We start from the raw sequence: 22,133 nt of genomic DNA, 5'->3' as shown, positions 1-22,133 counted from the left end.
ATGGGTAACGGAACATCCATCGGCCGCGTTCGCGGTCTCGGCAGCGCCCACGAAGGCGCGCATCACTGGCTGATCCAGCGCTTCACCGCGATCGGCAATGTCGTGCTGATGATCTGGTTCATCGCCAGCATCCTGCTGATGCCCGACATGAGCTATTCGACGGTCACCGAATGGCTGTCCGGGCCGGTTTCCGCAGCGGCGATGGTCCTGCTGATCATCAGCGTGTTCTGGCACGCCCGGCTGGGCCTGCAGGTCCTGATCGAAGATTACGTCCACGAGGCAGGCACGAAATTCGCCGTGCTCGCCCTTCTCAACCTTGCTGTCATTGCGGGCGGCGTTTTCGGCATCTTCTGTGTCGTGAGCCTCGCCCTTGGAGGAGCCGCCTGATGGCGACCGAAACGAACACCACGCCCGCTTACTCCATTATCGAGCACCAGTTCGACGTCGTCGTCGTGGGTGCCGGCGGCTCCGGCCTGCGCGCCACGATGGGCGCGGCCGAAGCGGGGCTGAAGACCGCCAATATCTCGAAAGTCTTCCCGACGCGCAGCCACACGGTCGCAGCGCAGGGCGGCATCGCGGCCAGCCTCGGCAACAATACGCCCGACCACTGGTCGTGGCACATGTACGACACGGTGAAGGGTGCCGACTGGCTGGGCGACCAGGACGCGATCGAATATCTCACGCGTGAAGCGCCGCAGGCCGTTTACGAGCTGGAGCATGCAGGCGTCCCGTTCAGCCGCAACAAGGACGGCACGATCTACCAGCGTCCGTTCGGCGGTCACATGCAGAACATGGGCGAAGGCCCGCCGGTGCAGCGTACCTGCGCCGCCGCCGACCGTACCGGCCACGCCATGCTCCACGCGCTGTACCAGCAGAGCCTGAAGTATGACGCGGACTTCTTCATCGAATATTTCGCGCTCGACCTGATCATGGAAGATACGCCCGACGGCAAGGTGTGCCGCGGCGTGATCGCCATGTGTCTCGACGACGGTACGATCCACCGCTTCAAGGCGCAGGCCGTGGTTCTGGCGACCGGCGGCTATGGCCGCTGCTATTACACCGCGACCAGCGCGCATACCTGCACCGGCGACGGTGGTGGCATGGTCCTGCGTGCCGGCCTGCCCCTGCAGGACATGGAGTTCGTGCAGTTCCACCCGACCGGCATTTACGGCGCGGGCGTCCTCATCACCGAAGGCGCGCGGGGCGAGGGCGGTTACCTGACCAATTCCGAAGGCGAGCGTTTCATGGAACGCTATGCCCCGTCGGCAAAGGACCTTGCCAGCCGCGATGTCGTCAGCCGTTCCATGGCGCTGGAAATGCGCGAAGGGCGCGGACACGGGGCGGAAGGGGATCACATCCACCTCCATCTCGACCATATCGACCCGAACGTGCTGGCCGAACGCCTGCCCGGCATTACCGAAAGCGGGAAGATCTTTGCCGGCGTCGACCTGACCCGCCAGCCGCTGCCGGTGACGCCGACCGTGCATTACAACATGGGCGGCATCCCGTGTAACTATCACGGCCAGGTCGTGGCCGGTGTGGCGGGCGATCCGGACAAGGTCGTGCCGGGCCTCTACGCCGTCGGCGAAGCGGCCTGCGTGTCGGTGCACGGGGCCAACCGACTCGGTTCGAACTCGTTGATCGACCTCGTCGTGTTCGGCCGTGCGACCGGCCTGCACCTGAAGGAAACCCTGACCCCGAACGCCTCGCAGGACGCGCTGCCGAAGGACAGCAGCGACCTCGCGCTCGGCCGCCTGGACCATTTCCGCCATGCCGATGGCGATCTGCCGACGGCCCGCATCCGCGAGAACATGCAGAAGACGATGCAGAAGCACTGCGCCGTTTTCCGCGACACGGAAACGCTGGCGGCCGGCAAGAAGCACCTGGCCGAGATCAACTTGACGATGGCGGACATCAAGGTGTCCGACCGTTCCCTGATCTGGAACAGCGACCTGATCGAAACGCTGGAACTGGACAATCTGATGTCGCAGGCCAGCGTCACCATTGCGAGCGCCGACAACCGCAAGGAAAGCCGCGGCGCCCACGCGCACGAGGATTATCCCGAGCGCGACGACAAGCAATGGATGAAGCACACCATCGCCTGGTTCGATGGCTGGGGCGGCGGCGCGAAGGGCGCGGGCAAGGGCGACATGAAGATCGATTATCGCCCGGTCCACGAATACACGCTGACCGACGACGCGACCTATATCGAACCGAAGAAGCGCGTTTACTGAGTATCGCCGGGCCGGGCGGCGGAGGTTATTCCTCCAGCCGCCTGGCCTCGACGATCTCGACAGGCTCGGCCAGCATCTGGCCCTTCATCCAGCCCACGCCCTTGTCGGGATCGACCGGCGCTGCGTGAATGGCCTCCACCACGTCCATTCCATCCGTGACGAAGCCGAACACGGCATAGCCGTTCTGCCAGACGGGATCGGACGAGGCCGGGTCGGCGTCCATGCCGGGATTGTCCTGCAACTGGATCGAGAAATCGCCGGTCGCCGTGCCCGGCTCGCCCATCGCCATCGACAGCGCACCGCGCGAATGGGTCAGTCCGGTTTGCGTGGTCGGCTCGTGCGCGATCGGGCCAAGAATGCGCTCCGGGTCGTTCTGTGTCCCTGCCTGCACCAGACCGTTCGGCTGATCGCCCCAGTCCAGTCGCATGGCGCGGTAGAAGACCGTCCCGTCGAAGCGGTCCTCGTCGACATAGCGCAGGAAATTCCCGGCAGTGACCGGCGCGCGTTCGGTCTCCAGCGCGATGACGATATCGCCCATGGTCGTCTCCAGCACCACGTCGACCGTTTCGGCGGCGGTGCCCGGTTCCATGCCGGGCTGGGAGGCGGGTGATGGCTCCTGCGCCCACAGCGAAGCGGGAAGGGCGAGGGCGGCGAGGGCTGCGAATCGTATGTTCATGGAGCTCAGGCTACCAGAGGCGGCAATGAAGCGCTCCCTGCCTCTTTTCGTAACCGCCGCCATGGTGGCTGCCTGCACAACCTCGCTTCCTGCATCGGGCGAAAGTGGGGAAGGCCGTTTCTACACCCAGCAGGTCGAGGCAGCTGGCATCCCCATCCGCGCCTCCGTCGCCACCGATCCGGCGGCGCTTACGGCGGCGAAGGCCATGGTGGGGGGCATGCTTGCCCACCGGCCCGATCTGGCGCGCTGGCTCGCCGCGAACGATTACCGCGTTGCTATCATCGCCGAGGAGGAAACCATTCTCGACGTGCCGGAAAACGCGCACTGGACCAAGCCTTCGCCGGACGACCCCCGCCTGACCCGCTGCGAGCGCAAGCATTACTCCGAACGCATCGGATCCCTGACCGTTGCCGCGTACTGGAATGCCCGCGCGCGCGGTATCGGCGGACCGCGAACCGTCGGCAGCGAGGAAGATATTCTGGGGCTGCGTTCCAGCCGTTATTTCGGGGAAACGATCTTCGTCCACGAATTCGCGCACAATGTCCTGTTCGCGGTAGAGGGCGCGGACCCGGCGCTCTACCGGCAGGTAGAAGCAGCCTACGCCAATGCCCTGGCGAACGGACTGTGGAAGGACGAATACACCGTCACCACGGTGCAGGAATACTGGGCGGAAGGCACGCAGTTCTGGTTCGACAGCAACCGGTTGCAGGCCTTCGATGGCAGGCAGATCCTGAACCACCGCGACGTCGCGGATTACGATCCGGCGCTCTATGCGATTCTAGCGGCGGCCTATGGCGACAATCACAGCCTCGCGAGCGACCCGTTCCATCTCAGCGAAGCGCGCATCCCGCCGGGGCCGCTGCCGCAGGACACCGCGGAGGTCTGCTGAAGCCTCGGATCACGCCGGCAATCAATCCGCGTTTCTCGGCTTCATTGCAGTCGATATACCAGTTGTCCGGCGCTTTTTCGCGCAGCTCCTCGAAATCGACATCGCTTCCGTCGACGATGGCGCGAAAGCCCTGTTCCTCGATGTGGATGGAATGCTCTATCTGGTTGAGTGCTGCCTTCAGCAGCGCGGTGCAGCTGCGCAAGGGGCCGGACAGGTTGATCGACTTGGCGATCTGGCGCTCGTGCAGCAACAGGCTGCATCCATCGGCAAGGAAGCGATTGGCAATCGGGAAGCTCGCCATGAAGGTCGCGCCCGCGGAATAGACGGCCGCCTTGCTCAGGAAATAGATTTCCCGCCCCGCATGGCGCAGCAGTCGCAGATCGTCGCCCATCGCCCGCGCGACTTCCGGATTGCCGCCCAGCGTGGTCAGCGCAATGACGCGCGGCCCGTCGCCGGGGACCGCCGATAGCTGGTTGCGAAACTCTGCAAACATCGCCTCGTCGACCGAGCCGATCAAGCGAAGCTGCGCGGAGGACAGGATCAGGTTGCGGATGTCTTCGTCAATCGTGGGCATGACAGGGAAAGGTCTGGCCGGGCCGGTTCGATGCTGCGGGATCGTTGTTTCCGCCATTCAAAAGACATTCATTTCGTCGCTCTCAAAGCACGGTTCATCGTTGCGGAGAGAGTCATGAGAATACAGAGATCGCCCGGGATCAAGCTCCTGTTCGTCGGACTGGTCGGCTTCGTCCTACTGGTTCCGTTGCTGATGGTCTATGCCCTGGTGAACGACAGGCAGCACCAGGCACGCACCGCGCAGGACAGTATCACGCAAGGCTGGGGCGGGCCGCAGATGCTCAGTGGGCCGGTGCTGGTCGTGCCCTATGACGAGGTGACGACCCAGACGGAGAACCGCGGCGGGCAGGTCGTGACCCGCCAGGTGACCAGCCGGCGCGAACTTGTCATCGCCCCCAGCCTGCACCGCGTTACCACCGATCTGGAGCCGGAGGTGCGGCGCAAGTCGATTTACGAAACCGTGACTTATCTGGCGGCGACCAACGGCGCTGCGCGCTTCGTCCTGCCGGACGATCTGGACCGGCTGGACGTGGAGCGATCCTCGCTTCGCCTTGCGGAAAGTGAGCTACGCTTCGGCGTGTCCGATCCGCGCGGCCTGCAAGGCGATGCCTCGGCACAGGTCGGCGGCGAGACGGTGGCGCTAAAACCGGGCAGGGGGCCGATGGAGAGCGGCGGCTCGGGCTTCCACGGTTATGTGGAATGGGACGGCGAGCGGCCGCTCGTGCTCGATTACAACTTCACCCTGCGCGGCAGCCGGGCCCTGTCGCTCGTGCCCAATGGCGGCCAAACCGAATGGTCGGTCGAATCCACCTGGGCCCATCCCAGCTTCGCCGGCGGCTTTTTGCCGGATACCCGCTCCATCGGCGATGACGGGTTCAAGGCGAACTGGTCGGTCGCGAACCTTGCGCTAGGCCGCTCGCTTGCCTCGACTAGCGATACCGGCATCGTGGTCAATGCAGGGTCGATCCCCATGCCGCCTCCACCGCCTGCGCCAGAGATGAGGGGTTACGGCGAGGCGAGCTTCCCCGCGCAAAATGCCGAGGTGCGGCTGGTGGAACCGGTCGATCTCTACAGCCAGGTGGACCGCAGCGTGAAATACGGCTTCCTCGTCATCGGCTTCACCTTCCTGACGTTCCTGATGTTCGACCTCGTCGCTGGGGCGCGCGTGGCAGCGGCGGAATACCTCCTGACGGGGGCAGGGCTGGTTCTGTTCTTCGTGCTGCTGCTGGCTTTCGCAGAGGTCATCGGATTCGCCGCAGCCTTCGCAGGCGCGACGATCGCCATCGTCGGACTGCTGACTGCCTACAGCGCGGCGGTGCTCGGTACGCGCAAGCGGGCCTTCACGGTCGGGGCTATCCTGCTGGGGCTTTATGCCGCGCTTTACGTCCTGCTCAGCCTGGAAGCCTATTCCCTGCTGGTCGGATCGGTGCTGCTGTTCTTCGCGCTCGCAGGGGTGATGTATGCGACCCGCGGCATCGACTGGTCGAGCGTCGGTGGACGCAAGGACGCGGAACCGATGTCGGAAGAGGAAGGCTGACCGCCGCTGCCTGATCGGCAGACGCAGCGACGATGCGAAGGGGCGGGGGCTCTAGTCCTCGTCCCCTTCCTCGATCGCAGCTGTGATGACCTCCTGCGGGACGGGCGCGGTGGAGATCGGGCGGGCCGGAACCATGCAACCCTGGCTCAGCCCCAGTCCCTTCAGATACCCCCTGCGGGTGGACCCTGCCAGGATCGCGGTTTCCAGCGAGCGCTGGCGCTCGGCGGCGCCGGTCACCTCGCGGATGATGCCGCGAAAGGGAATGAGGGAGCCGATGGCGCCCTGCGCCACCTTTTCGGGCGTCAGGCCTTCCTGCTTCGCCAGCGTATCGAAGTCGGGGCCCAGCACGCGGGTCAGGCGGGTAATCTCGACATTGATCGCCGCGCAGCCCGTCAGCGTATCGCTGGCATAGGGGTTCGCCACTGCTTCCAGCAGGACGGGCGGAATGTCCTGCGGATCGATATTCAGGATATCGAGCGGCGTTCGCGCCACGTCGCGCATGTTCGGCCCGTCAGTGACGATCTCGTCGTCCTGCGCGCTGGCCGGGATGGCGAGCAGCGCCGCAAGCGCCGCGCCCAGTGCTGTCTTACAGGTTCTGGAAATAGGCATCGCACACCGTATCATCTGCACTCTCCAAACCGCGTCGCAGGGCGTCCATGCGCTGCTGGCTGGTTCCGTGGGTAAAGCTTTCCGGGTTGACCCGCTGTCCGGCCTGCCGCTGCAGCGTGTCGTCGCCGATGGCGCTGGCCGCGCGCAGGCCTTCCTGCATGTCGCCCGGCTCGATCAGGTTGCGGTTCTTGCCCGCCCAGACCCCGGCATAGCAATCCGCCTGCAATTCCATGCGTACCTGCAATTCGTTGGAGCGGCGCGGGTTTTGCGCCTGTGCGCTACGGATCTGCCCGGCCAGGCCGGTCAGGTTCTGGATATGGTGGCCGTATTCATGCGCCATGACGTATAGCCGGGCGAAATCGCCGCCTGCGCCCATGCGCTGTTCCAGCGTGTCGTAGAAACCGGTGTTGATATAGATGCCCTTGTCGGCGGGGCAGTAGAACGGGCCTGCCGCTGCCGGCGCATTGCCGCAGCCCGACCGCACGCCGCCCCCCGTATAAAGGTCCAGAACCGGCTGTTCGAACGGGATCCCGGCGCGCTGGAATTCGGGCGCCCATGTCTGGTTAAGGGATTGCAGGGCATTGCAGGCCTCTGTCGCGTAGGGACCGCGGGTGCAGATTTCCTGCTCGTTCGTGCTGGCCTGCCCGCTTCCTGCGCCGGTGGTCTGCTGCACGCTTTCCACGACGCCGATGGTCTGCATCGGATTGATACCGAAGACCAGCGCACCGATGGCCGCCAGGACGATCGTGCCGCAGCCGATCTTTCCGCCGCCACCGCCGGGAAAACCGCCGCCGCCCCCGCTCGATCGGACATTGATATTGCCGGTATTGAACGGATTGAGCCGCATTATATTCCCCCTGGAGTGATTGCCTTGACCCTGTTGGGACTGGACACGCCGTGCATAGGCCGCAAAACGGTATTTCCCAATAGCTTGGTCCGACCCTTTCACAGCAAACCCCAAGAGGCCTTCAATGTTCCTGTCCGGCAAACGCGCTCTCGTCACCGGTTCGACGTCCGGGATCGGCCTCGCCATCGCGCGGTCTCTCCATGCCGAAGGGGCCGAGATCGTCCTCAACGGCTTTGGCGACGAAAGCGAGATCGCCGCGCTGACGCAGGAATTGTCGGCCAGCCATTCCGCCGCCGACCTGACCGATGCCGATGCCATCGAAACCATGATGAAGGACGCGGGCGGAATCGATATCCTGGTCAACAACGCAGGCATGCAGCACGTCGCGCCGGTAGACGAGTTCCCGCCCGCGCAGTGGGACAGGATCATCGCTCTGAACCTGACTGCGGCCTTCCACACGGTGCGCCATGCCGTGCCCGGGATGAAGGCGAAGGGCTGGGGCCGCATCATCAACACGGCGAGCGCGCACTCGCTGGTGGCATCCCCTTTCAAGAGCGCATACAATGCGAGCAAGCACGGCATCGCAGGCTTTACCAAGACCATCGCGCTGGAACTGGCGCAGACCGGGGTGACGGCCAATTGCATCAGCCCCGGCTATGTCTGGACCCCGCTGATCGAGGGGCAGATTCCCGACACGATGAAGGCCCGCGGTCTGAGCCGGGAAGAGGTCATCAACGATGTCCTGCTCGCGAAACAGCCGACCAAGAAATTCGTCCAGCCGGAAGAAATCGGCGCGCTCGCCGTGTTCCTGTGCCGCGAGGAAGCGGGCAATGTGACCGGCGCGAACTGGAGCGTCGATGGCGGTTGGACGGCCGAATAGCCAGCTTGGCATAGCGGCGGCTCGGGCGCAGGGGGCACGGATATGAGAAGAACAATCGCAGTGCTGCTCGCGCTCGCCCTTGCGTCCTGCAAGACCGTGACCCACGATGCAGGCGAGCTTGCGCTGGTCCGGACCGCGCTCGGCGGCCATATAGCGGAGCTTTCGCGCGCCGAATACGGAGGACGCCTGCCCGGCAGCGAAGGCGACCGGAAGACGCGCGCTTACATCGTCTCGGCGCTGCGATCCTACGGCCTCGAGGCGGGCATGCGCAGGTCGTGGGAGCAGCAGGTCGAAATCCCGGTGGAACGGTACCGGCAGATGGGTATCGACCTGCCGGAAGGCGTGGAGACACTATCCAGCGCAAATGTCGTGGCCCGCCTGCCGGGCACGCAGATCGGTAGCGGAGCCGTCGTCCTGACGGCACATTGGGACCATCTGGGCAATTGCGGTCCGCCCGCCGCGCCCGACCGCCTGTGCAACGGGGCAGTCGATAATGCGAGCGGGGTCGCCGCGCTGCTGGAAATCGCGCGCCGCATGGCGGAAGGCGGCCCGGCAGAGCGCGATATCTATTTCGTCGCCACCACGGGCGAGGAAGCCGGGCTGGTCGGGGCAAGGGCCTTTGCCGAAGACCCGCCGACGCCGCTGCCTACGATCGTTGCCGCATTCAACCTGGATTCGACCGCTATCGCGCCCGAGGGGACGCCCGTCGCCGTGCTCGGCTGGGGACAGACCGCGCTCGACAGGGGGATCGAACAAGTGGTGAAGGCGGCGGGCAGGCGGCTGTCGATCCGCCCGCAGCAGGAACGCTGGGTCCCGCGGCAGGACGGGTATGTGCTGCTCCGCCGCGACGTGCCGTCGGTGCTGGTCTCCAGCAGTTTCGCAAGCGATGCCGTCATCAATTCCTTCGTCGATACGCATTACCACCGCGCGACCGACGAATGGGGCGATCACGTCGAACTGGGCGGTGCGGCGCAGGACACCTTGCTCCATGTCGACCTGCTCCGCCATTTCGGCAGCACCACCAGCTACCCCGTCGGGGACGACTGACACGACAGGCCTAGCGGGACAGGCGCGCAGGGGTTAGAGGGCGCTGCACGATTCTCTCCCCATGCAGGCCCGGACAGCGGGCGAAAGGCGCATCGTGTCACGCAGCGAAATTCCCCTCGGCCTTACCTTCGACGACGTATTGCTTCGTCCGGCGGAAAGCGACGTCCTCCCCTCCATGGCCGACACGCGGACCATGCTGACGAAGGCCATCGGCCTCAACATCCCCGTCGTCTCCAGCGCGATGGATACCGTTACCGAAGCGGACATGGCGATTGCCATGGCGCAACTGGGCGGGATCGGCGTGCTGCATCGCAACCTGACGGTGGAGGAACAATGTGCCGCAGTGCGCGCGGTCAAGCGGTTCGAAAGCGGCATGGTGGTGAACCCGATCACCATCTCGCCCGACGCGACGCTGGGCCAGGCGCAGGAGATGATGACGCAGAACCGCATCAGCGGCATCCCGGTGACCGATCGCGGCGGCAAGCTGGTCGGCATCCTGACCAATCGCGACGTGCGGTTCGCGGAAAACCCGCAGCAGCCCGTGCGCGAGCTGATGACGACGGAGAACCTCGCCACCGTGCCGCTCGGCACCGGTCAGGAAGAGGCGCGCCGCCTGCTGCACCAGCGCCGGATCGAGAAACTGCTGGTGGTGGATGACGGCGGCAAGTGCGTCGGCCTCATCACGGTGAAGGATATCGAGAAGGCGGTTGCCTATCCCGACGCGACCAAGGACGAAAGCGGCCGCCTGCGCGTGGCTGCGGCGACCACGGTCGGGGACAAGGGTTTCGACCGCACACAGGCCCTTATCGACGCGGAAGTCGACGTCGTCGTGATCGATACCGCACACGGCCACAATGCCGATGTCGGCAAGGCGGTCGAGCGGGTGAAGAAACTCAGCAATTCGGTCCAGGTCATCGCCGGGAACGTCGCGACGGCAGAAGCGACGAAGGCGCTGGTCGGCGCAGGGGCGGACGGCGTGAAGGTCGGCATCGGGCCGGGCTCCATCTGCACCACGCGGGTGGTGGCAGGCGTAGGCGTCCCGCAGCTGACCGCGATCATGGACAGCGCCGAGGAAGCGGCGAAATCGGGCGTGCCCGTCATTGCCGATGGCGGTCTTCGAACCAGCGGCGATGCGGCGAAGGCCCTGGCGGCCGGCGGTTCCAGCGTGATGATCGGGTCGATGCTTGCCGGGACCGAGGAAGCGCCGGGCGAGACGTTCATCTACCAGGGGCGCAGCTACAAGAGCTATCGCGGCATGGGCAGCGTGGGCGCCATGGCGCGCGGCAGTGCCGACAGGTATTTCCAGCAGGACATCAGCCAGCAGAAACTGGTACCCGAAGGGATCGAAGGGCAGGTCCCCTACAAGGGGCCGGCGAAGGATACCGTCCACCAACTGGTCGGCGGGATCAAGGCGGCCATGGGCTACACCGGCAGCAGGACGATCGAGGACTTGCGCACCCGCGCGCAATTCGTCCGCATTACCGGCGCGGGCCTGACCGAAAGCCACGTCCATGACGTCGCGATTACCAGAGAGGCACCCAATTATCCCACGCGCTGAACCCCGTTCCGCCAGCAGGCAGGTAAACCGATGACCCCCGCGGCCCGCGTTCAGGCGGCAATCGAGATACTGGACAATGTGATTGACGGCGCGCGCAATAACGGTGCGCCTGCCGACAGGATCATCGCCAATTGGGCGAAGTCCAATCGCTATGCCGGGAGCAAGGATCGCCGCGCAGTGCGCGAACTTGTCTATTCCGCCATCCGTGCCTGCGGCCCGATCCCCAAGACCGGCCGGGTCGCCATGCTCCGTTTGGCAGAAATGGACGAGACCATAGCGGCGCTGTTCGATGGCTCCCAATATGGCCCGCCTGCCATCGGCCGGAACGAGAAACCGGCGCAGGGCGGCGTGGCGCCGGAATGGCTGGTCGAACGCCTGGCCACATCCGGCGTCGATGCGGCGGCGCAGGAAGCCCTGCTTGGCCGCGCGCCGCTCGACGTGCGCGTGAATGCGCTGAAGGCCGACCGCGAAGGACTGGAACTGCCGGTCGCGGGCGAACATCTCGCCCCGCCGCAGGCGCTGCGTTTCGAGCAGGGCACGCAGGTCGAACAATGGCCGGAATATCGCGAAGGAAAAATCGAGGTTCAGGATCTGGGCAGCCAGTATGCCTGCCTCGCAGCGGAGGTGAAGCCGGGCGAAACCGTCATCGACCTGTGCGCCGGGGCAGGGGGCAAGACCCTGGCGCTGGCAGCGGCGATGGAGAACCGCGGCACGCTGGTTGCCAGCGATACGGACCGCAGCCGGCTGTCCAGGCTCGCCCCGCGTGCCGAGCGGGCAGGGGCAGGCTTGATCGAAACCGTGCTTCTCGATGCGGGGCGCGAGATGGACGCACTCGGCCAGTATCGCCGGGCGGCCGACTGCGTGTTCGTGGATGCGCCCTGTTCGGGTATCGGCACGCTGCGCCGCAAGCCCGAGGCGAAGTGGCGGCTCGATCCGCGCAGCCTCGACCGGTATGCCGGTATCCAGGACAAGCTACTGGACATCGCGGCGGAGCTCGTGCGGCCGGGCGGGCGGATCATCTTCGTCACCTGCTCCTTGCTGGACGAGGAAGGCGCAAACCGGTTCGAGGCGTTCCTCGAACGCGCGCCGGGATGGCAGGCGGACACGCGCAAGCTGGGCGCGGGCAAACCGCGGGGGAAGGGTTTGCGCCTGACACCGTCTCACGACGGGACCGACGGATTTTTCATCGCCCGTGCAGCATTGCCGTGTTAGGCCTGTGACCTATGGTCGCACCTGACCCTACACACCCTGTGCGAGACCTCTCTCGCTGGAAGGACCTGCTGATGCGTTTCGTCCCTGCTGCCGCTGCCCTGTCGCTGGTTTTTGCCGTGCAGGCGAGCGTGGGTTACGGGGCTGAGCGTGAACCCGCACCGCGCGCGGCGCAGCTTGTCGCGGAAGGGCGCGCAGCGCTTGCCGGCGGGCAGCCGCAGGCTGCAATCGACGCGTTCGAGGCGGCTCTGGCCGTCGATCCGGGCTACACACCGATCTATCTCGATCTGGCGCAGGCGGCGCGCCGCGAAGGGCTGCAGGGCAAGGCCATCGCCTATTACCGCGAGGTGCTGGACCGCGATCCCAACGACTACGCGGCTCTGTCCGGCAAGGGCGCGGCCCTGGTCGAAAAAGGCGCGATCGAGAAAGCGCGAACCACCCTGTCGCAGCTGGAATCGCTGTGCGGTGCCGGCTGCCCGGAAACGCGCCAGCTGGCCGCGATCATCTCGCAGGGGCCGCAACCACGCGTCCTGACCGCAGAGGCCGTCATGCCCGACGCGCAGGTCACGCAAAGCAATTGATGTGACGGGCCTGTCCCGCAGGTCCGCGCTGGCCCTGGGAGCGGGGGTCATCGCTGCGGTTCCCGGGGCAGCGCAGGCTTGCAGCATCGCTCTCCCGCCGCCCGACAGCGGTGCGCGCCAGCTCGCTGCCCTGTTCGAACTGATGCGCTTGTGGTGGGCCCGCGACGAGCGCGCATTCTACCGCATGTTCGACGGACCCCGCCTGCCTACGCCGGAGGGCGAAGCGGGTCTGGACCAATGGCTGGAGGGCGAGGGCAAACCTGTCGCTGTCTTGTACCGAAAGCACTTTACCCGTCCGGGCCAGCACCGCGAGATCGACGCGGTCACAATCGTCGACGGGCGCGCTTTCCTGTCCATTTCGGAATATCCGCTGGATGGCATCGGCGCCGATTGTTCGGACCTGCCATCAAGCCGCCAGTTCCTTGTGGATTTTCGGGACACGAGTCCTGCCGGAATCACCGAACTGCCAGCTGCCGGCAATTATCCCGCCGGCCAGGTGACGCACTGGACCTCAGGTCGCTGAGGCGATCTGGGGCGCGAATTCCTCGACCACGGCGGAATAGACGTCGCGTTTGAACGGCACGATCAGGTCGGGCAGCTTTTCGGGCTCGACCCATTCCCAGCATTCGAATTCCGGCGGATCGTGCGCTTCCAGGTCGATGTCGCTGTCCTCGCCCAGAAAGCGGGCGAGGAACCAGTGCTGTTCCTGTCCGCGGTACTTCCCGCCCCACAATTTGCCGATGAGGTCTTCGGGCAGGTCGTAGCGGACGGGCTTGGGCATTTCTGCGACGATTTCGACCTTGTCGCCCGAAACGCCGGTTTCCTCCGCCAGCTCGCGTAAAGCGGCCTCGCACCGGTCCTCGCCCGGATCGATCCCGCCCTGCGGCATCTGCCAAGCGCCGAGGTTCTTCGAATCGAGCCGCTGGGCGGCGAAAACCTTGCCCTCGCTGTTGAACAGCATGATGCCTGCACAGGGGCGGTAGGCGGTCACTTCGTTCATGCTGCCGCGCGCTCCAGCTTGACACGGATCGCGCCGAGGAAGGCCTCCAGGTCGGCCTGGCCGCTGGGGATCGCTTTCCTCAGCGTCGTGAACCCGTGGATGATGCCGGGGAATTCGAAATAGCTGACCTCCGTCCCCTGCTGGATCAGGTGGGCGGCATATTCGCGGCCCGAATCGCGCAAGGGATCGAGCCCGGCGGTGCAGATGACGGTCGGCGGCGTGTTCGAGCAGTCGCCGAGGATGGGCACGTTGCGCGGATCGTCGGTAGGTCCGGCATATTGCTCCGTGAACCATGCCATCGCCGCGCCCGTCAGCAGGAAACCGTCGGCGAAGCTGGCAAAGCTGTCATGCTGGCTCACATCGCTGGCGACCGGATAGATCGGCGCCTGCACCACCACCGGCACTTCTGCCGGGTCGGCCATCAGCTGGTTGGTGGTGACAATCGTCAGGTTGCCGCCTGCACTGTCGCCCGTGATCACGAGGCCGGTGACATCGCAGCCAAGCTCCGACGGCCCCGATGCGACCCAGCGCGCCGCAGCCTCGCAATCGTCGGGCGCGGCGGGGAAGGGGTGTTCCGGCGCAAGGCGGTAATCGACGGACACCACCGGCAGGTCGAGTGCGTGGGAGATCTCGGTGCAGAGATTGTTATAGACCTCCAGGTCGCCGATCACGAAGCCGCCGCCATGCAGGAACAGGACGACGGGAGAGGGGCCGCGGCTTTCCTTCACGTCGTAAAAGCGCAAGGGGATGTCGCCTGCCGGTCCCGGGCACACCAGGTCCTTCTGCACGGCCATCTCGCGCGCCGGCGCTTCGGCGATGGCCCCCATTGCGCGCATCTGCTCGCGCCCCTGCACGGCTCCGACTTCCTCCACGCCCTGTCCGTTCATGGCTTCCAGCATGTCCAGGAAGCCGCGAACATCCTCGCGCACGTAATGTTCGATATCGGCCATGGTCTCTCTCCTCGCGATTGTTCTCTTTGACCGCTGCGATAGGCCGCCCGCGCTTCGCAATTCAACCGTCATGGACAAGTGGCACAGAAAAACTTGATTGCCGCGCCCCGGACGCGCACCTAGGTCGCCAGCCACATGAAAGGCCGCGCTCCCGGAACAGGGCGGGCGTGCGCGGAACAACAGGACGATTTATGGCAACGCAGGCGGCTCCCCGCGACGACGCACAGGAAACTCCCGAAGCAGTGGTGGTCCGGTTCGCCGGCGACAGCGGCGACGGGATGCAGTTGACGGGCGGGCAATTCACGCTCAGCACCGCGTTGGCAGGCAACGACCTGGCGACTTTCCCCGATTTCCCGGCGGAAATCCGCGCGCCGCAGGGCACGCTGTTCGGCGTGTCGGCCTTCCAGATCAATTTCGGCAGCCGCCAGATCAACACCGCGGGCGACGCACCCGATGTGCTGGTCGCGATGAACCCGGCAGCGCTGAAGGTGAACATCGCCTCGCTCAAGCCGGGCGGACTGGTGATTGCCGATACCGGCGCCTTTACCAAGCGTAACCTGGAAAAGGCGAAGTACGAGGCGAACCCGCTGGAAGATGGCAGCCTCGCCAAATACGATTTGCTGGCGTTCGACATTTCGGAACGCACGATCGAAGCGGTCAAGCCCTTCGGCCTCGGCAACAAGGATGCGCTGCGGTCCAAGAACATGTGGACGCTGGGTCTTGCGCTGTGGATGTTCGACCGTCCGCGCGATCCAATCCACCAGTGGCTGCGCGACAAGTTCAAGCGCAAGCCGGAAATCGCCGACGCCAATATCGCCGCGCTCGATGCAGGCCATGCCTATGGCGAAACGGCGGAGCTTGCCGGTCCGCTGAAACAGCTTGCCATGCCGCCGGTCGAAAGCGCGCCGGGCCTTTACCGCACGATTACAGGCGCGGAGGCCGTATCGCTCGGCCTGGTTGCGGGCGCTCAGCTTGCCGAACTGCCGATGTTCTTCGGCGGCTATCCGATCACGCCTGCATCCGCGATCCTCCACCACCTCGCGCGGCTGAAGGAATTCGGCGTCACCACCTTCCAGGCGGAAGACGAGATTGCCGCGATCTGCGCCGCCATCGGGGCGAGCTATGCAGGATCGCTGGGTGTCACTTCGTCTTCGGGGCCGGGCATTGCCTTGAAGACCGAGGCGATGGGCCTTGCCATCATGACCGAGCTGCCGCTGGTAATCGTCAACTCGCAGCGCGGCGGCCCGTCGACCGGCCTGCCGACCAAGACCGAGCAGAGCGATCTCTACCAGGCGGTCTATGGCCGCAACGGCGATGCACCGATGCCGGTCATCGCCGCGCGCAGCCCGGGCGACGCGTTCGAATGCGCGATCGAGGCTTGCCGCATTGCGGTGAAATACATGACCCCGGTCATGCTGCTGACGGACGGTTATATCGCCAATGCGGCCGAACCGTGGAAGGTGCCCGATCCCGCCAGCTATGATCCGTTCCCAGCCAAGTTCATGGACACGAAGCCCGGCGGCGACGATGCCGAACTGCTTCCCTATGCGCGTGACGAAAAGGGCGCTCGCCCCTGGATCAAGCCCGGCACGCCCGGCCTGATGCACCGCATCGGCGGGATCGAGAAAGCGGCTGGCACCGGCCACATCGATTACGCGCCCGACAACCATCAGGCCATGACCGACCAGCGCCGCGAGAAGGTGTCGGGCGTCGAAGTGCCGGACCAGGAGGTCTGCCGCGGCAACACTTCGGGCAAGCTGGCCGTGGTCGGCTGGGGCAGCACCTACGGCCCGATCCACCAGGCCGTGGGCCGCGCCATCGCCAAAGGCTGCGACGTGGCACACATCCATGTCCGCAACATCTGGCCGCTACCGGCCAATCTCGGCGATCTGCTGCGCGGCTACGACCATGTTCTGGTCCCGGAAATGAACACCGGCCAGTTCAAGACCGTGCTGCGCGACCAGTTCCTGATCGACGCGCAGCCGCTGACCAAGACCAGCGGCCAGCCCTTCGCCATCGCCGAGCTGGAAGCCGAGATCGCCAAGTTTTTCGACGACATTCCCGGCAATGAAGGCGGGCAGGTCGCGGTCAATGACGACCAGCTGCCCAGCCCGGAGACGAACTGATGAACGCTCCTGCAAAAATCGAAACCACGCTCAAGGACTGGGAAACCGATCAGGAGGTGCGCTGGTGCCCCGGGTGCGGGGACTACGCAATCCTGAAGGCGGTGCAGCGCACGTTGCCGCAGCTGGGAGCGGACCCGTCGAACACGGTGTTCATCTCCGGCATCGGCTGCTCCAGCCGCTTCCCCTATTACATGGAAACCTACGGCTTCCACACGATCCACGGCCGCGCGCCTGCGCTGGCTACCGGTGTGAAGCTGGCCAATCCCGATCTCGACATCTGGCTGGTGACCGGCGACGGGGACGGCCTCAGCATCGGCGGCAATCACATGCTTCACGTGCTGCGGCGTAACGTGAACATGCAGATCATGCTGTTCAACAACGAGATCTACGGCCTGACCAAGGGGCAGGCCTCGCCCACCAGTCGGGTCGGCACGAAGAGCCCGTCGAGTCCCATCGGTAGCGTCGATTACCCGGCCAATCCCTGTGCCTTCGCACTGGGTGCAGGTGCGCGCTTCGTGGCGCGCGGCTTCGACGTGTCGAAGAAGCTGCCTGAAGTTCTCACCGCCGCCCACGCGCACCAGGGCGCGGCCTTCATCGAGATCTTCCAGAACTGCATTGTCTATAACAAAGACGTGTTCGACGATTTCGCCGCGCCCAAGGGTGCGGAGGACCGCCAGCTTTGGCTCGAAGACGGCGAGCCCATGTTGTTCGGCAGCGAGAAGTCCGGCGGCGTGAAGGGCCTTGCCTTCGATGCGGAGAGCCTCGCGTTCAAGGTCGTCGATGTTGTTGATGACGACTGGCAGTCCGCCGGGGTGCGCGTCCATGACGTGAAGAACCGTGTCATGGCGCACCTTTTGTCGGAACTGGAATTCGGCGAGTTTCCCATGCCGATGGGCGTTCTCTACGACGATCCGGCCCCGACCTTCGAAAGCGCGGTCGCGGCGGAGCGCGAGCAAGCAAGCGCGGGCAAGGAAGCGAACCTCGCCAAGCTGCTCGGCACCGGGCAGACCTGGACAGTGGACGGCACGGCGCAGGACCCGGTGTAACCCAGCGCCCGGTCGATGGATAATCTGACCCACTCCCTCGTCGGCGCACTGATCGGGCAGGCGGGGCTGAAGCGGAAGACCGGGCTGGCCATGCCCGCGCTGATCATCGGGGCGAACCTGCCCGATATAGACGCAGCGTGCTTTTTCTGGCTGGAAGGGCAGGAGCATCTCGGCTTTCGGCGCGGGATCACGCACGGGCCGCCTGCGCTGGTGCTGTTGCCGCTGGTGCTGGCAGGGCTGCTGTGGGGCTTCGACCGATGGCAGGCGAAACGCGGGAAGCGGCCCGAGGGACGCCTGCCGGTAAGCTTCAAATGGCTTTATCTACTGAGCTTCATCGGCTGCCTGACCCACCCCGCGCTCGACTGGCTCAACGTCTACGGCATTCGCCTGCTGGAGCCGTTTTCCAGCCGCTGGTTCTACGGCGACACGCTGTTCATCATCGACGTGTGGCTTTGGGCGCTGATGGGGGTTGCGACATGGTGGTCGCTGCGGCGCGAGAAAAGGGGCTGTGAGTGGCGGCGCCCCGCGCATATCGCGCTGACCGCTGCCGGGCTGTATATCCTCGCCAACGGCCTCATCACGCGTGACGCCGAACGCTCCGTAGTCAAACCGCCATTGAGCGAAGAAATGGTCATTGCCAGCCCTCCGCCCGTCGCGTTCTGGAAACGCGATGTGATTGCAGGTTCTTTCGGACTCTGGCGGCAATCCGGATATTCGCTCCATGGCGGAATGACGCGCCCGGCCGTTATCGGCGCCCCGTGCCTGAATTTCCCGGGGGAGCCGGAGGACGACCGCCTTTACCGCGAGTACCGCGCTTTCCTTTTCTGGTCTCGCTCACCGTTTGCCGAACGTGCTCCGGACGGTTCGATCCTCATCCGCGATGCCCGCTTCTACGATCCGCGTGCCCGGGACCGCTTCACGGTCGCGTTGCCGGATGTGAAGTGCGAGGAACCACCGGCGCTTTAACCCCGTTGCCTCGCCTAAGGGGATAGCATGACTTCACCACAGATCGTCTGGCTGCGACGCGACCTGCGCATGAAAGACCAGCCCGCGCTTCATGCTGCGGCGCAGCAGGGGCCGGTCATCCCGGTCTACATCCTCGACGACGAGCGCGCCGGCGATCGAAAGCTGGGTGGCGCGCATCGCTGGTGGTTGCATCATTCGCTGGAGGATCTCGCGAAAAGCTATGGCCGCCGCAATGCGCAGGTCGTGCTGCGGCGGGGCGACAGCGTCTCCGTGCTGCAGGGCATTGCGCAGGAAACGAACGCTGGCGCGATTCATGCCAATCGCCACTACGAACCCTGGCATCGCGAGGCCGAGGAAGACCTTCACGACGCATTGAAGGACAGCGAGTGCGAGCTCGTGCTGCATGACGGCAATTACCTGATGCCGCCCGGCACCGCGACCACCGGCAGCGGCGATCCCTACAAGATCTACACGCCGTTCTCGAAGGCGATGCTCGATCTCTTCCCTCCACGCGACGAATTGCCCGAGCCCGACACGATCTCGCAGCCGTCCGACATGCCGGAAAGCGACGACCTGTCGGAATGGAACCTGCTGGCGACGAAGCCCGACTGGGCCGGCGGCTTCCGCGATCACTGGTCGGTAGGCGAGGACGCGGCGCATGAGCGGCTGGACTGGTGGGCTGGTGAGGTCGGCACGTACGACGAAGGCCGCAACCTGCCTTCGAAAGACGAGACGTCGCAGATGTCGCCGCACCTTCACTGGGGCGAAATCTCGCCTGTCACCATCTGGCACGCGCTGAACGACAAGCGCAGCGGCGGCTGGAAGACCTACGAGAAGGAGCTGATCTGGCGCGATTACGCGCAGAACGTGATTATGCAATTCCCGGACTATCCGAAGGAAAGCTACCGCGATTACGACGAGCAGGTCCTGTGGCGGAACCCCAATCGCGGTCACATCATCCAGGAAGAACTCGAAGCATGGCAGCAGGGCCGAACGGGCTATCCGATCGTCGACGCCGGGATGCGCCAGCTGTGGCATATCGGCTGGATGCACAACCGCGTGCGGATGATCGCGGCCAGCTTCCTCATCAAGCACCTGCTCATCGACTGGCGGCAAGGCGAACGCTGGTTCTGGGATACGCTGGTAGACGGCGACTACGCGTCGAACGGCACCAACTGGCAGTGGGTCAGCGGCACGGGCGTCGACAGCAACATGTTCCCGCGCATCATGGCGCCGCTCAGCCAGTCGGAGAAGTTCGATGCCGCCGGCTATATCCGCGAATGGGTGCCGGAACTGGCCGACCTGTCCGATGAGGACATCCACGATCCGGCAGATGACAAGCGCGGCGATTATCCGGTGAAGATCATCGGTCACAAGGAAGCGCGCGAGCGGGCGCTGGAAGCCTACCGCGACAGCAAGGACTGACGCTGGCTCTCCAGGAAATCGCGCGTTGCCCGCTGGATTTCCGCAAAGGTCAATCGCGTCAGGTCCATCTCGCCCTGAACCGCCATCATTGTGGCGCGATCATTGACATGGGGGAAGGGCCGGTCCGGGACAGGGACACCCAGAAAACGGCACAGCGGCTCCCAACCGTCCCGTGCCTCGAATTCGAGCAGGCGCCCGGGCGCGATGTCCCGGCGCACGCGCTCGCCATAACGCTCGAAATGGCGGATCATCGCATCTTTCTGCAATCGCAGGCCGAAAGGCGGGTTGGCCAGCGCGGCCGGCGCCAGCGGAGAGCGCAAGACGAAGCGCACATGATCCGGACTGCCGACGGTTTCCATCACCGATTCATACCACCGCGCCGGGTCGCGCCTTGTCAGGATGACCTTTGCATCGGGGAAGCGCCGCGCCAGCGTGCTCCACAGCGCGCAGGCGGGCGCATCCAGCGCGGCGTGGTACTCGTTCCACAGGGGGTCCAGCAGCGCAGGCTTCATCCGGGCGAAGGTCCATCGCCAGCGGGGCTCCGGATGGAGGATGAGCTCGCTCATGTGATAGCATTTGCCGAACCCGAGCATTTCGAGCGCGAATTTGAGCGAAAGGGTCCCAGTTCGAGGGAGCGCCGCACCGACAATCTGCAATGTCATCAGGACGATCTCCCAATTGTCTGCCATGGCAGGTCTTGCACGGTTCGCGTCCCGACTCCATAGGCCGCGCATGGCGACGCGCATGCAACCGGACAAAGACAGGGCCTTGTCCCTGACAAAGGGTGCCCGGCGTTTCACCAAGCAGCCCGGCTTGCTCGCCCGTCTCGCCGCACCGCTGCTCGGCAGGATGCTCGACCGGATCGACGCAGGGCTGGTGAAGGGCACGATCCACGGAACCCTGCCCGACGGTTCGAAGCGCACGCTGGGCGGTCATGCGCCCGGCTTCGAATGCGTGTTCGAACTCAGGAGCTGGAATGCCCTGGTGCGTATCGCCAGCAACGGATCCGTCGGCCTCTACCAGGCATGGGAGGCGGGCGAATGGTGGAGCCCCGATCCCGTGCCGCTGTTTGCGATGTTCGTGGAAAATGCGGGCACACTGGGCAACACGGCGAGGGCAAAGGGGCCGTTCCGCCGCGCCTTGCGGGCCGCGCACCTGCTCAATCGCAACACGCATGAGGGCGCGCAGAAGAACATCTCTGCACATTACGACCTCGGCAACGATTTCTACGCTGCGTGGCTGGACGAGACGATGGCGTATTCCAGCGCCCTGTTCCCGCCGGGCGAGAAAGGCCTGAGCCCGGCCCAGCATGCCAAGTGGCAGGCGCTGGAAAACCGGATCGACGGGGCGAAGACGGTTCTCGAGATCGGCTGCGGCTGGGGCGGGCTGGCGGGCCGGATGCACCGCGCCAGGACAGATGTGACAGCCATCAGCCTGTCGGCCCGGCAGCTGGAATGGGCGGTCCGCCATCATCCCGGACCGGACTACCGGATGCAGGACTACCGCGACGTGGAAGGGCCGTTCGATGCCATCGTCAGCGTCGAGATGGTCGAGGCGCTGGGCCGCGAATACTGGCCGACCTTCATGGCGAGCGTCGCCGCCAATCTGAAGGATGGCGGCCGCGCCGCGATCCAGTACATATCCTTCCGCGACGACCTGTTCGAGGAGTACGCCGCCAGCGCGGATTTCATCCAGGCCTACATCTTCCCCGGCGGACTGCTGATCAAGACGTCCGAGTTCCGCCGACTGGCGCGCGAACACGGGCTCGAATGGAAGGATCAGGTCGATTTCGGCCTCGACTATGCCGAGACCCTGCGGTTCTGGCGGCGCAATTTCGATGCGGCGGTTGATGCAGGTATGCTGCCGGAAGGGTTCGACCGCCGGTTCGTCGATCTCTGGCGGTATTACCTGATGTATTGCGAAGGCGGTTTCCGGGGGGGCGGTATCGACGTGCACCAGGTCACACTGGTGAAGAATTGA

General features: G+C 65.1%; 22 protein-coding genes. 15 read left to right on the top strand and 7 right to left on the bottom strand.

Annotation, left to right across the window (positions count from 1 at the left end; all coding sequences use genetic code 11):
• Nucleotides 1-387 carry a succinate dehydrogenase, hydrophobic membrane anchor protein gene (sdhD, locus tag PF049_10000; protein ID WBY15929.1) on the top strand — a complete coding sequence of 129 codons (387 nt, stop codon included), beginning with the start codon at nucleotides 1-3 and terminating at the stop codon, nucleotides 385-387.
• Entirely contained in the window at nucleotides 387-2,234 is a 1,848-nt protein-coding gene (gene sdhA / locus PF049_09995) for a succinate dehydrogenase flavoprotein subunit (protein ID WBY15928.1), read from the top strand. Before sdhD ends, sdhA begins: the two co-directional genes overlap by 1 nt.
• A 25-nt stretch (nucleotides 2,235-2,259) precedes the next feature.
• Here the strand turns inward: sdhA and PF049_09990 are convergent, their stop codons facing one another.
• On the bottom strand, nucleotides 2,260-2,910 hold the full coding sequence (locus PF049_09990; GenBank protein ID WBY15927.1) for a peptidylprolyl isomerase: 651 nt from the start codon (nucleotides 2,908-2,910) through the stop codon (nucleotides 2,260-2,262).
• A gap of 25 nt (nucleotides 2,911-2,935) precedes the next feature.
• Here PF049_09990 and PF049_09985 point away from each other — a divergent pair, with 25 nt between their 5' ends.
• Nucleotides 2,936-3,799 carry a glycoside hydrolase gene (locus PF049_09985; protein ID WBY15926.1) on the top strand — a complete coding sequence of 288 codons (864 nt, stop codon included), beginning with the start codon at nucleotides 2,936-2,938 and terminating at the stop codon, nucleotides 3,797-3,799.
• On the opposite strand, the gene PF049_09980 is transcribed toward PF049_09985, so the two are convergent.
• Nucleotides 3,741-4,373, bottom strand: coding sequence for a peptidase S14 (locus PF049_09980; protein WBY15925.1), 633 nt, complete (start codon nucleotides 4,371-4,373; stop codon nucleotides 3,741-3,743). The two genes, PF049_09985 and PF049_09980, sit on opposite strands and share 59 nt — an antisense overlap.
• A gap of 114 nt (nucleotides 4,374-4,487) precedes the next feature.
• Here PF049_09980 and creD point away from each other — a divergent pair, with 114 nt between their 5' ends.
• Nucleotides 4,488-5,909: a cell envelope integrity protein CreD gene (gene creD / locus PF049_09975; GenBank protein WBY15924.1), complete on the top strand. Its 1,422-nt coding sequence runs from the start codon at nucleotides 4,488-4,490 to the stop codon at nucleotides 5,907-5,909.
• A gap of 51 nt (nucleotides 5,910-5,960) precedes the next feature.
• On the opposite strand, the gene PF049_09970 is transcribed toward creD, so the two are convergent.
• Together PF049_09970 and PF049_09965 are read right to left on the bottom strand one after the other, a co-directional pair.
• Nucleotides 5,961-6,518: a hypothetical protein gene (locus PF049_09970; protein ID WBY15923.1), complete on the bottom strand. Its 558-nt coding sequence runs from the start codon at nucleotides 6,516-6,518 to the stop codon at nucleotides 5,961-5,963.
• Complete coding sequence (locus PF049_09965; protein ID WBY15922.1) at nucleotides 6,496-7,365, bottom strand: neutral zinc metallopeptidase; 870 nt, start codon at nucleotides 7,363-7,365, stop codon at nucleotides 6,496-6,498. The genes PF049_09970 and PF049_09965 overlap by 23 nt, the downstream gene beginning before the upstream one ends.
• 124 nt (nucleotides 7,366-7,489) lie before the next feature.
• Here PF049_09965 and PF049_09960 point away from each other — a divergent pair, with 124 nt between their 5' ends.
• The 6 genes from PF049_09960 (at nucleotide 7,490) to PF049_09935 (ending at nucleotide 13,163) form a co-directional block, all read left to right on the top strand.
• Nucleotides 7,490-8,245: a 3-hydroxybutyrate dehydrogenase gene (locus PF049_09960; protein WBY15921.1), complete on the top strand. Its 756-nt coding sequence runs from the start codon at nucleotides 7,490-7,492 to the stop codon at nucleotides 8,243-8,245.
• Between the two features lie 42 nt (nucleotides 8,246-8,287).
• On the top strand, nucleotides 8,288-9,292 hold the full coding sequence (locus PF049_09955; GenBank protein ID WBY15920.1) for a M20/M25/M40 family metallo-hydrolase: 1,005 nt from the start codon (nucleotides 8,288-8,290) through the stop codon (nucleotides 9,290-9,292).
• Nucleotides 9,293-9,353: 61 nt separating this feature from the next.
• Nucleotides 9,354-10,850: an IMP dehydrogenase gene (gene guaB, locus PF049_09950; protein ID WBY15919.1), complete on the top strand. Its 1,497-nt coding sequence runs from the start codon at nucleotides 9,354-9,356 to the stop codon at nucleotides 10,848-10,850.
• 30 nt (nucleotides 10,851-10,880) lie between these two features.
• Nucleotides 10,881-12,062 (top strand): RsmB/NOP family class I SAM-dependent RNA methyltransferase, encoded by a 1,182-nt coding sequence (locus PF049_09945; GenBank protein WBY15918.1) that lies wholly within the window; start codon nucleotides 10,881-10,883, stop codon nucleotides 12,060-12,062.
• 71 nt (nucleotides 12,063-12,133) lie between these two features.
• Nucleotides 12,134-12,640 carry a tetratricopeptide repeat protein gene (locus tag PF049_09940; protein ID WBY15917.1) on the top strand — a complete coding sequence of 169 codons (507 nt, stop codon included), beginning with the start codon at nucleotides 12,134-12,136 and terminating at the stop codon, nucleotides 12,638-12,640.
• Between the two features lies 1 nt (nucleotide 12,641).
• Entirely contained in the window at nucleotides 12,642-13,163 is a 522-nt protein-coding gene (locus tag PF049_09935; GenBank protein WBY15916.1) for a hypothetical protein, read from the top strand.
• Here PF049_09935 and PF049_09930 read toward each other — a convergent pair.
• Both PF049_09930 and PF049_09925 read right to left on the bottom strand, forming a co-directional pair.
• Nucleotides 13,152-13,640: an RNA pyrophosphohydrolase gene (locus PF049_09930; GenBank protein ID WBY15915.1), complete on the bottom strand. Its 489-nt coding sequence runs from the start codon at nucleotides 13,638-13,640 to the stop codon at nucleotides 13,152-13,154. The two genes, PF049_09935 and PF049_09930, sit on opposite strands and share 12 nt — an antisense overlap.
• On the bottom strand, nucleotides 13,637-14,590 hold the full coding sequence (locus tag PF049_09925; GenBank protein WBY15914.1) for an alpha/beta hydrolase: 954 nt from the start codon (nucleotides 14,588-14,590) through the stop codon (nucleotides 13,637-13,639). Before PF049_09925 ends, PF049_09930 begins: the two co-directional genes overlap by 4 nt.
• 191 nt (nucleotides 14,591-14,781) lie before the next feature.
• Between PF049_09925 and PF049_09920 the strand changes: the two genes are divergently transcribed.
• The 4 genes from PF049_09920 to PF049_09905 are packed head-to-tail and all read left to right on the top strand — an operon-like array spanning nucleotide 14,782 to nucleotide 20,153.
• Entirely contained in the window at nucleotides 14,782-16,716 is a 1,935-nt protein-coding gene (locus PF049_09920) for a 2-oxoacid:acceptor oxidoreductase subunit alpha (protein WBY15913.1), read from the top strand.
• The gene (locus PF049_09915) at nucleotides 16,716-17,762 is read left to right on the top strand and encodes a 2-oxoacid:ferredoxin oxidoreductase subunit beta (protein WBY15912.1); all 1,047 of its coding nucleotides are present in this window, start codon (nucleotides 16,716-16,718) and stop codon (nucleotides 17,760-17,762) included. The genes PF049_09920 and PF049_09915 overlap by 1 nt, the downstream gene beginning before the upstream one ends.
• Nucleotides 17,763-17,777: 15 nt before the next feature.
• Complete coding sequence (locus tag PF049_09910) at nucleotides 17,778-18,728, top strand: metal-dependent hydrolase (GenBank protein WBY15911.1); 951 nt, start codon at nucleotides 17,778-17,780, stop codon at nucleotides 18,726-18,728.
• A 27-nt stretch (nucleotides 18,729-18,755) separates the two neighbouring features.
• The gene (locus PF049_09905; GenBank protein ID WBY15910.1) at nucleotides 18,756-20,153 is read left to right on the top strand and encodes a deoxyribodipyrimidine photo-lyase; all 1,398 of its coding nucleotides are present in this window, start codon (nucleotides 18,756-18,758) and stop codon (nucleotides 20,151-20,153) included.
• Here PF049_09905 and PF049_09900 read toward each other — a convergent pair.
• Nucleotides 20,132-20,842: a hypothetical protein gene (locus tag PF049_09900; protein ID WBY15909.1), complete on the bottom strand. Its 711-nt coding sequence runs from the start codon at nucleotides 20,840-20,842 to the stop codon at nucleotides 20,132-20,134. The genes PF049_09905 and PF049_09900 overlap by 22 nt on opposite strands.
• 79 nt (nucleotides 20,843-20,921) lie before the next feature.
• Between PF049_09900 and PF049_09895 the strand changes: the two genes are divergently transcribed.
• Complete coding sequence (locus tag PF049_09895; protein WBY15908.1) at nucleotides 20,922-22,133, top strand: cyclopropane-fatty-acyl-phospholipid synthase; 1,212 nt, start codon at nucleotides 20,922-20,924, stop codon at nucleotides 22,131-22,133.

The sequence above is a fragment of the Erythrobacteraceae bacterium WH01K genome (genome assembly GCA_027941995.1).
Lineage (GTDB): Bacteria > Pseudomonadota > Alphaproteobacteria > Sphingomonadales > Sphingomonadaceae > CAJXSN01.
This window is presented reverse-complemented; position numbering and strand designations above follow the sequence as displayed.

Excerpts from the sequence above, each read along its gene's own strand:
- PF049_09910 (WBY15911.1), top strand. The coding sequence starts at position 17,778 with ATGGATAATCTGACCCACTCCCTCGTCGGCGCACTGATCGGGCAGGCG.
- PF049_09945 (WBY15918.1), top strand. The coding sequence starts at position 10,881 with ATGACCCCCGCGGCCCGCGTTCAGGCGGCAATCGAGATACTGGACAAT.
- PF049_09940 (WBY15917.1), top strand. The coding sequence starts at position 12,134 with ATGCGTTTCGTCCCTGCTGCCGCTGCCCTGTCGCTGGTTTTTGCCGTG.
- PF049_09900 (WBY15909.1), bottom strand. The coding sequence starts at position 20,842 with ATGGCAGACAATTGGGAGATCGTCCTGATGACATTGCAGATTGTCGGT.
- PF049_09905 (WBY15910.1), top strand. The coding sequence starts at position 18,756 with ATGACTTCACCACAGATCGTCTGGCTGCGACGCGACCTGCGCATGAAA.
- PF049_09960 (WBY15921.1), top strand. The coding sequence starts at position 7,490 with ATGTTCCTGTCCGGCAAACGCGCTCTCGTCACCGGTTCGACGTCCGGG.
- PF049_09920 (WBY15913.1), top strand. The coding sequence starts at position 14,782 with ATGGCAACGCAGGCGGCTCCCCGCGACGACGCACAGGAAACTCCCGAA.
- PF049_09955 (WBY15920.1), top strand. The coding sequence starts at position 8,288 with ATGAGAAGAACAATCGCAGTGCTGCTCGCGCTCGCCCTTGCGTCCTGC.
- PF049_09925 (WBY15914.1), bottom strand. The coding sequence starts at position 14,590 with ATGGCCGATATCGAACATTACGTGCGCGAGGATGTTCGCGGCTTCCTG.
- sdhA (WBY15928.1), top strand. The coding sequence starts at position 387 with ATGGCGACCGAAACGAACACCACGCCCGCTTACTCCATTATCGAGCAC.
- sdhD (WBY15929.1), top strand. The coding sequence starts at position 1 with ATGGGTAACGGAACATCCATCGGCCGCGTTCGCGGTCTCGGCAGCGCC.
- creD (WBY15924.1), top strand. The coding sequence starts at position 4,488 with ATGAGAATACAGAGATCGCCCGGGATCAAGCTCCTGTTCGTCGGACTG.
- guaB (WBY15919.1), top strand. The coding sequence starts at position 9,354 with ATGCAGGCCCGGACAGCGGGCGAAAGGCGCATCGTGTCACGCAGCGAA.
- PF049_09970 (WBY15923.1), bottom strand. The coding sequence starts at position 6,518 with ATGCCTATTTCCAGAACCTGTAAGACAGCACTGGGCGCGGCGCTTGCG.
- PF049_09965 (WBY15922.1), bottom strand. The coding sequence starts at position 7,365 with ATGCGGCTCAATCCGTTCAATACCGGCAATATCAATGTCCGATCGAGC.
- PF049_09930 (WBY15915.1), bottom strand. The coding sequence starts at position 13,640 with ATGAACGAAGTGACCGCCTACCGCCCCTGTGCAGGCATCATGCTGTTC.
- PF049_09915 (WBY15912.1), top strand. The coding sequence starts at position 16,716 with ATGAACGCTCCTGCAAAAATCGAAACCACGCTCAAGGACTGGGAAACC.
- PF049_09985 (WBY15926.1), top strand. The coding sequence starts at position 2,936 with ATGAAGCGCTCCCTGCCTCTTTTCGTAACCGCCGCCATGGTGGCTGCC.
- PF049_09990 (WBY15927.1), bottom strand. The coding sequence starts at position 2,910 with ATGAACATACGATTCGCAGCCCTCGCCGCCCTCGCCCTTCCCGCTTCG.
- PF049_09980 (WBY15925.1), bottom strand. The coding sequence starts at position 4,373 with ATGCCCACGATTGACGAAGACATCCGCAACCTGATCCTGTCCTCCGCG.